The organism is Ligilactobacillus ubinensis, assembly GCF_024160875.1.
Taxonomy (GTDB): domain Bacteria; phylum Bacillota; class Bacilli; order Lactobacillales; family Lactobacillaceae; genus Ligilactobacillus; species Ligilactobacillus ubinensis.
This window is the reverse complement of sequence record NZ_JAIULA010000039.1, coordinates 1-8,358: the sequence shown is the minus strand read 5'-3', so window position 1 is coordinate 8,358 and position 8,358 is coordinate 1. Positions and strand designations below refer to the sequence as shown.

Below are 8,358 nucleotides of genomic sequence, written 5' to 3'. Positions count from 1 at the left end.
AAACCTACTTGATAAACAGACAAAACCTACTTGATAAACAGACAAAACCTACTTGATAAACAGACAAAACCTACTTGATAAACAGACAAAACCTACTTGATAAACTTCTGTATCCCTTGGGAGAGTAGGGCTCAATAGGGGTCTAAAAGAGGTTTAAAAGAGGTTTATAAAAGAGGTATATAAGAGGCACCACTGTACGAGATACAAACCTAAAACAAAAAAACACAAAGGAGTGAGCCAAAAAACGGCTCACATTAAACTCCAGTCGCACAGCTCCTTGCGCCTCACGCTGTTCGTTGCTTAAAAGGTGTGGCAAGCCACATTAATTCGGGCGCTGACGCCCCGAACCCCGTCCAAGCTGAGCCAGCTTGACCGCTTTTTCACTCGCCGTTAGGCAGGAAAGCAAAGTTTTGTAGAAACTTTGGCTTTCGCCATTTCAGTGTTAAGACTTGTTTAGAGCTGTCAATTCCTTATGCTCCCACGCTGCGCTCGTCCGCTACCATTGACAGCAAACAGTTAGTTTTTCTGAATCTTAACAAGAATTTAGCGGCTATGTTCGTTTTTAAGGGCCTTATTTTTCGTTTTTAGCGGTTTTAAGACTGTTTATATATATTTATACCAAAGCAAAAACAAAAAGCCCTCAACAGGCTCTTAGAGGGCTAAATAACGAAGCCAGGACGATTAATAATATCTTCTTGTCTTTTTTGCAAAATATAAGTATACAGAGAATCATACAAATTTTTTTTGATCTCGTCAGGTTCATTGACAGAAGCTTCAAACAATTCTTGAATATCAACTTGCCAAGGATCAGCAAGCATTTCATCAATAGGTTTTAATACTTTTTTTTCGTCCATCTTAATTACTCCTAACATTAAAATAATGATTTCAGTTTAGATACGCAGTTCTTACAGTTAGTTATTAAAATTTTGTTCCCAGGTTTATGAAGATTCTCTGCAAAAGGAAATTAAAAAATTCGGGTTGAAAGTAGCAAAATATGCAACACTTTTTAAGTATTTAAACATAACAATCTTAGTTAAGTGCAAGCATAAATTGAATTAAAAATACAGTCAATTCAACAACAGCAGAAATTGATTTTATGGTTATCAGCAGACCGAGTGAAACGAGGTCAATGCGCACTTACACCCTTGACATTTGTCAAGGGTAGAGATAATACCCATTTCAATGGGTATTATTTGTATTAGAAGGCTAGCGCCAACTATTAAAAAACCTAGAGCTAACTATCAAGATTGATCACATTATGAAGAATCCAATGACTATAAGCAAGGCGAGCTCCAGGAGTTATTAACCAAGGGTGATTAATTTCGAAAATTTGAATTTCAGTTTCTAAATAAAGTGGTGTCTTGCCATGATTAAAATTAAGAACTGGTTGCGGAAAATCAGGCTTGCTAGCAACTTGATGAACACTTTGCCGAGAATTCATCTCCCAACGATTTTTTAAATCCTCTCGTGACAATAATTGCGGCAGTTGCTTTTTTTCAAGTTGAGCTTGTTGCTGTAACTTTTGTGTAAATTCTTTTTTAGTTTTATTTTGGTGCCAATCATCAAAAAGAGCATACTTGTTTGCTTTAAAGTCTAAATCCATCAATATAGCCTCCTAACCAAAATCAATTTGATCCAACATGTTTTCAGTACTGGCCTGGTCTAAGCCTAAGTAAGCTAAAGTCATAGCTTCACTTGAATGATTGAGTAAATGCATGACTAAACCAATATTATAATTAGATTGCGTGTAAACTCGATAAGCACCTGTCTTGCGCATCGTATGGGTACCTAAGTAATTAATACCTAACAAATTACCGACTTTACTCATGATCTTGTAGAACTGTTTTTCAGTAATATGGCGCTCTGGATGTTGACTAGACGGAAAAAGCCACTCAGATTTCAACTTATAATCAAGCAGCCATTGACGGTATAACAAAAGATCTGCTTGAACCGGTTTAAGGTACAGAGTATTAGGTTTACCTGTTTTTTTATCATGAATGAATGCATTTTGTTTAATAGAACCGTCCGGATTAAAGATATCGACCTGTTTTAAGCACATGACGTCACTGACTCTTAGCAACGTAGCTTTACCAACTTGAAAAATCGTATAGTTACGCCGTCCAGCTTTAAAGTTATTGAGTAGAGTATCTTGAACCTCTTTGAGAACATTTGAATCTTTGATTGGTAAGACAACTTGTTGCATATAAATCACCTCGTTGTTGGGGATTGTGTAATAATATATTTGTTTGCTTTTTGATAGCTAATAGGCTATCATATGAATATGAAAAAAATAGAATTTGACTATTATGACTGGAATGAATTTAAACAATTTTTGGATCAATTACCTGATAAAGACGCTGCCAAATTAATTGCAACCATTCAAAATATTGAAAATAACGGTCTCATTATCGCAGAACGTCAATTATGGGTTAAAAAACTAGAAAACAATCTCTATGAGATTCGTTCTAAGAGAGCTTCAAATATTCAGAGAGCTATCTATTTCCAAGTACAAGGATCTCAGTATTTAATCACCAATGCGTTCACTAAAAAAACGCAAAAAACACCAGAAAGTGAAAAGAAGATTGCTCGGAATCGACGCAGCCAGTATTTTAACAAGGAGGACCAATAATGAGTAAAATTGATGAATATGTTGCTGAAAGAAGTAAAAATAATCCTGATTTTGCAAAGATCGTGGAACAAGAAAATATCAACTTAGAGGTAGCCGTTAAAGTTCGTGATCTCCGTGAAAACATGGGTATGAGTCAACGTGAATTTGCTAGTCTAATTGGTAAACCACAATCAACAATTGCTAGAATTGAAAATGGATCAATGAATGCTTCAACTAAAGTATTATCTGAGATCGCTCAGGCAACTAATCAACGATTAACAATTCAATTTAGCCCCGCTTTTTAAGGACTATTAATAGCTATAAAATAATAATAACCCCCAACATCTACATTATAGATGTTGGGGGTTATTTTAACAATGTTTCTGAGGGGTTATTTGTCATTTATAGTCCCTAATAGAGAAGCAAAATTTACTTAAGAACTTTCCTCAAACACATCATATCTTTTAGGATGTGCCGATAACATTCTCTGTTATAGAGTCTAATTTGGGTAGTTATAATGAACTTCTATAAGTCCAAGTATATCATGAAAGCCAAAACGGCCACTAGGGTATGCCCTAATGGCCAGTTGATTTGGTTGTAATAATAAAATGCAGCTCTGTTTTTTATTAAAGATATTTTTCATTCAAGTATATGCCTAGCGAAACGATGATATGAGAGAGATTGCAGAGTGGCTGAATCATAAATATTTAAATCCGTATTTGAAGAGAATGCAGGGCGAGGTACGAGCTACTATCAAAATAAATATTGAGAACTAACGCTTAAATACTGCATTATCGCCTTTCCAGTGTGCTGTGAAATGATCCTCAGCGTGATTATCCGCAAAAATCCGATGAAAGATTGATACCAACTCATCTGCGCTCTCGGTAAAAGATTGTGCAGAAAGCTCGTCAATGGCTGAATGAGAATTAACATTGAATAGTTTGAGATACTGCTCATTGTTCTGATAAAATTCATCCTGCTTAATTCCCGTAAACTCGATGTACGTTTCAATAATTCGACGCATTGAGTTAAGCATGGAATTTGTATATCCATGTTTTGCCAAATCACCAAGTTCTATCCAGAGTGCATCATAATTTGTCTGCATATCCTGCTTCACATCAGTAATCCGAACGAATGACCCTTGCCGCAAATGATAAAAGTCACTCTTATCATATTTTGTCTTGCCTTTCTCGTCTTTAAATGACCCATGCGGAGGAACGTTTAAGTAAAAATGAATATTATGAGTCATGATTACAATGAAGTCTTTTTGGGGATCAAAGCGTTCTCTTTGCTTTCCTTGATAAAGTTTCTGCATTTCCGTAATAATCAAATATTGCATATCAGAGTCGTTCGAATTCATTGGGTCATCAAAAATTATTAACTTTGGAGACATAGATGTTTGTATGGTTGTCTCACTTAGCTTCTCTAAAAAGTATAATAGTGCAATCACATTTTTTTCACCAGTGGATAACTCTTTCACTCCGCGTAGTTTGTTTTTTTTACCTACAGTTTGTGAAACCTGGTAATAACCAGTCTCTTCATTTTCTGTGTAAGTTAACTGCCACGGAACGACTCCCTGTAAACGTTTGTTGATATTTTTAACTGCCTGTACCTCGGCTTTCGGCTTCAAAGCATCAATTTGATCATTCAAATTCTGAATGTCCGCTTCAATGTTTGCTTGCTGTCCTACTTTTTTGTCAAACTCTGCTTTGATATTTTCAAATGTTTTTCTTGCCTCGTTCATCTGCACATATTTCGCATCATATCTGAACTGACTAAGTAATTTGTGAATCATGTTATATCGGAGTTTATCTTGTGCCTCCTTTTTTTTCGTTGCGAGCGATGCTCCGTATTCCTTATTATTCTTCACCAACGAATTGTAACGCGAAAAATCAAAATCTTCTGGAACTTCTATGTCTAATTCGTCCAACTCGCTAAATAAATTTTTTTCTTTGTATTCTAGTGCCTCTTCCAAAGCGTCACAAAATGATAATATTATCTTTTTATGTACAACTAGATCATCCCAAATATTCCCCGCAGTTTCCTGATATTCCGGATAGAATGCTGCCCGAGTCCATTTCATGCTTGTAATTAAGCTTGATAATTGACTTACTTTCCTCTTACCATCAACAATTCGATTTTTCAATACTGCCACTTCATCAGCACTAAAGTATGATTCGAGTTCTTGAAAGGTTTCTTCGGAAATAGCATTTCCACAAAATGCGCAAATCTCTCCGCCCTGATGTTTATGCAGTCGCATGCCTTCCTCAGCAAAATTAATCCTTTGCTGATTATTTTGAAGCCGTTTAATACGGGTTTTCTCCTCAACTTTACTCTTGAGAATGTCATTTGTATTTTTCAGATATGCTGAATAGTTGACGTGCTTCCATTCGACAGTATTAACGAATAGTTCCTCGGTTTCAAGTGTCTTCTTTAACTGAGTGACATCAATCTCTTGGAGCGCCTCAGCGTGGGAAATTTCCTTCTTAAAGCCACTTTTATTATAGGTCGTCTTAGATATTTGCGGCTGAGTTGTCTTTTTAATGTATGCCGCCGAGTCCGAATAGAATTTCTCAATAGTAGTATTATTTTTTTGGACTGCTGCTTCCGCCGACGCCTTCTTTGCTTTCAGATTATGTATGTCCGAGTCATCAATCTCACTAGTGACTCGCTTTAACTCATTTTGCTTTGCTTTAATCTCCGTTTCTTTCTGCTTAATTGCAAGTTCGTTCTCACCAGCATTTGTCGAAAGCGAAAATGCATTCAACTTCTCATTTTCACCCAATACCGTATCAAAACCGGCAAATATTCGAACATCGAGATTTGGAGAACATTGTTCCTTCAAAAGCGATCCAAAAGTGGACTTTCCAGAGCCATTTCGTGCAAAAATAAAATTTTTATGTTTTAGTGAAACATGGTCGTCTTTGAAAATCTGAATTCCATCCGTAAATTTTTGCTTAGTCAAATCAATATTTAGTTCATTCAAAATAATCTCCCCCAGAAAATATCTCAAATTTTCAACTCACATTTAGCGCAAATTGAGTATGCCCTATTGGTCTTGCTTATAAGAGAATTGCTATACAAATTTTTTCAATTTTCATTCATGAAAAATTAGTAAAAATATACCCCAAAAGCCTATATATCTTCCAATCTTAAATTATTAATATCTTGAGATTTGTGTACATTAACATACTTTCTTAAGTCATGAATAGGGATAAACAGTTCATTTGCGTCTATAGGATCATCTAAAGTCAATCCCACTCTATACTCTTGTTGATCCTCGAAATAAGCGGGTTTAACTAAATAGAGGAAATATAATATACTTTGTAACAAAGTATCAGTTATTGAGGATCGACTGATCATTTTTGTATCATTGTTGATGAAAACTCCGTTGATCTTTGTTATATTATCTTCCTCGTATAGCTCAGCTTTTTTGTAGTCCTCGTCATTTAGATAATTCACAACTTTTGCAAATAGTCCGGAGCCTTTCAGGCCATTATCTTTTAAGTAATCTCCAACTTGTTTACGTAACTCATTCAGTAATTTTAGACTGTTTTTTGCGCTAATGGTTATAAACGGCCTCTCAACTTTATTACCATCTTTATCGACATTTCCCTTTTTTAGTTTTTCTACGATGTTAGGATCCAAAAAACCATCTTTAAAATCCTTATCGCTTAGCATTGTAAAACAGGAAACAAAACAGCAATGCCTTAGTAAGCTCCAATTTTTAGCCTTTCCCTCTGAATCATCAAATTTTAGATTAGGGGGCATAGTACCAGTAATCTTCTTTTCAATTTTTCTATAGCATAGAACGTCTTTTAAATAAAAATCAGTTTGTAGATAGTTGTTTCCAATAACATCATTAGGTACGAACTGCAATAAAGTAGGTGCAACCATTTGAAACGTCTCCTTTAAATTATTTCTACGTCAAATAAATACTAACACTCCACCTAGATTGGTGTTACCACTAGTTTATCTGTATAATGGATCGAGTAGAGAAGTTAAGGCGGTGGCTATTCCAATCGGAGGTGGTGCAGCCCACAAATCCTAGCATTCGGACACTTTTATCGTAATACTGAGTGCACTTAATGGTTAATCTAATCTATTAAGTTATCTGTCGTCTTAAACAGCTCCAAATGAGCAGCTTTGTTGAAGCTACTTTTTGTGTTCAATCACTGATTTCTTAGTGAAAGTAATAGACTTACTACCAAAAATGCCACCAAGCATTTTTTTTATTTAAGGTATTATCGTCACTTCTTGGATTGGAAGGAGTAAAGTCATCTTTTTTAATAGTGATTGATTTAAATTCTTCAATTTTTTTCTCAGCCATTAGCTGCAATTGTTGTGATTGATTCAATAGTTTTTGCATTGATTTCAATTGTTCGTCTTTTTCTTTAATTTGACCATCTTTGATTGCTAATTGTTGGTTGAGTAATTCTATTGTATTTTGATTACTGTTACCGGAGTTACCAGTAAACGTTACCCCTTCTGGTTTCTGGTTGTTACCACCACCGAAATGCTGTTTTAACAGTAAATAACCTGAATTGACAACAACTAAGGTTTGTACCCCATTCCTAGTCACGGTTTGTACATAGTTTTCTCTAAAGCTTGCATCTAATTTTTTCCTAATAGCTTGTTTTGATACACCAAATTCGTCAGCAAGTTCTCTAATGGTTTTAGGCATTGTTTCCAAACCCCTTCCGGAGTTCAGCAAGTACTTCTTGTCTTGCCTGATCTCTTATTTTTTTATCATGTTCAGCTTGCTTTTCAGCCAATGTTTGTTTTTCAGTTGTTCCTAAAGGTAGGCATTTAACCTTATCAATTGCACGCCATTTTTCTTTATCTGATAATTCATCATTATGCTGGATATTAAAAAGTTTTTGATGTTCGTCTTGAAACTTTCCTTGAGAAAAATCATTTGCGTCTTTCCTTTCAGGTTTCCAGGCAAAAGAATAGCCGATAACCGGCTTTCCTCGGCCTTTGCCATATTTTTTCCTAATTGTTAGCCCTCTAAATAATGGTGTCAGTTCAACTTTTATTGGTTTTATAACAAATTTATCGACATTAGATGGACTACTCCAGTAACTTTTAGGCATATCCAACAACTCAAAGAAATCGTCTTTAGAAAAATAAGCATATCCGGTAGTTCGAAATTGTTTGAGAAGACGAAACATTGTTTTTGCGTAACTGCTTTTTAAATCTCTGAATTCTGCTAAAGCGTAACGAACCCAACTTTCAAGCTTATTTAAAAGAGGCAACGCACGTTCATAAACTTTTACGTCTACATAAGGTTCTTCTACGTCACCATTAATTTTAAATTCTGTAAATAAAACAAAGAATTCCCTAGTTAAACCACTTTTGCTTCGTCTACCAAAATGCAATCCCATCATCTTTTCATAAGTTCTCTGAATATCGTCTTCAAAACGATTATTTGCAGTTGGTTTATATGCACTTAATTCTTTTAATTGATCGAAAGAAAAACGAATAGTCTGGTTATTCTTGTCACGCATACGAGAAATAATCGAAAAAAATAAATTCATTTCGATAGGAGTAAATTTCCGAAGTGGAATAGTATTAAGTTCTGGGTCATATTTAACAATTTCATTTCCCATGCTGCACCTCCAATATAGCTATAATTATTATAGATTGATTTTATCAAGTAGTCAACCTGATAAACCTACTTGATAAACAGACAAAACCTACTTGATAAACAGACAAAACCTACTTGATAAACAGACAAAACCTACTTG

At 35.0% G+C, this 8,358-nt stretch carries 9 protein-coding genes; 2 read left to right on the top strand and 7 right to left on the bottom strand.

What is annotated here, in order from left to right; all coding sequences use genetic code 11:
- Positions 1 to 659 precede the first annotated feature (659 nt).
- From LB941_RS12120 to LB941_RS12110, 3 genes are all read right to left on the bottom strand, one after another.
- The gene (locus LB941_RS12120) at positions 660 to 872 is read right to left on the bottom strand and encodes a hypothetical protein (RefSeq protein ID WP_010015136.1); all 213 of its coding nucleotides are present in this window, start codon (positions 870 to 872) and stop codon (positions 660 to 662) included.
- A gap of 362 nt (positions 873 to 1,234) precedes the next feature.
- Positions 1,235 to 1,603, bottom strand: coding sequence for a hypothetical protein (locus tag LB941_RS12115; RefSeq protein WP_253362248.1), 369 nt, complete (start codon positions 1,601 to 1,603; stop codon positions 1,235 to 1,237).
- Between the two features lie 12 nt (positions 1,604 to 1,615).
- Positions 1,616 to 2,203, bottom strand: coding sequence for a site-specific integrase (locus tag LB941_RS12110; protein ID WP_253362247.1), 588 nt, complete (start codon positions 2,201 to 2,203; stop codon positions 1,616 to 1,618).
- A 78-nt stretch (positions 2,204 to 2,281) separates the two neighbouring features.
- Here LB941_RS12110 and LB941_RS12105 point away from each other — a divergent pair, with 78 nt between their 5' ends.
- Positions 2,282 to 2,629, top strand: a complete 348-nt coding sequence (locus tag LB941_RS12105; RefSeq protein ID WP_151502265.1) for a type II toxin-antitoxin system RelE/ParE family toxin — start codon at positions 2,282 to 2,284, stop codon at positions 2,627 to 2,629.
- Positions 2,629 to 2,913, top strand: a complete 285-nt coding sequence (locus LB941_RS12100) for a helix-turn-helix domain-containing protein (protein ID WP_253362246.1) — start codon at positions 2,629 to 2,631, stop codon at positions 2,911 to 2,913. Before LB941_RS12105 ends, LB941_RS12100 begins: the two co-directional genes overlap by 1 nt.
- A gap of 467 nt (positions 2,914 to 3,380) precedes the next feature.
- On the opposite strand, the gene LB941_RS12095 is transcribed toward LB941_RS12100, so the two are convergent.
- From LB941_RS12095 to LB941_RS12080, 4 genes are all read right to left on the bottom strand, one after another.
- Entirely contained in the window at positions 3,381 to 5,594 is a 2,214-nt protein-coding gene (locus LB941_RS12095; RefSeq protein ID WP_253362245.1) for an AAA family ATPase, read from the bottom strand.
- Positions 5,595 to 5,743: 149 nt separating this feature from the next.
- The gene (locus LB941_RS12090; protein ID WP_253362244.1) at positions 5,744 to 6,505 is read right to left on the bottom strand and encodes a hypothetical protein; all 762 of its coding nucleotides are present in this window, start codon (positions 6,503 to 6,505) and stop codon (positions 5,744 to 5,746) included.
- A 307-nt stretch (positions 6,506 to 6,812) separates the two neighbouring features.
- Positions 6,813 to 7,292: a helix-turn-helix domain-containing protein gene (locus tag LB941_RS12085; protein WP_253362243.1), complete on the bottom strand. Its 480-nt coding sequence runs from the start codon at positions 7,290 to 7,292 to the stop codon at positions 6,813 to 6,815.
- Positions 7,285 to 8,220: a replication initiation protein gene (locus tag LB941_RS12080; RefSeq protein ID WP_253362242.1), complete on the bottom strand. Its 936-nt coding sequence runs from the start codon at positions 8,218 to 8,220 to the stop codon at positions 7,285 to 7,287. The genes LB941_RS12085 and LB941_RS12080 overlap by 8 nt, the downstream gene beginning before the upstream one ends.
- Positions 8,221 to 8,358 lie beyond the last annotated feature (138 nt).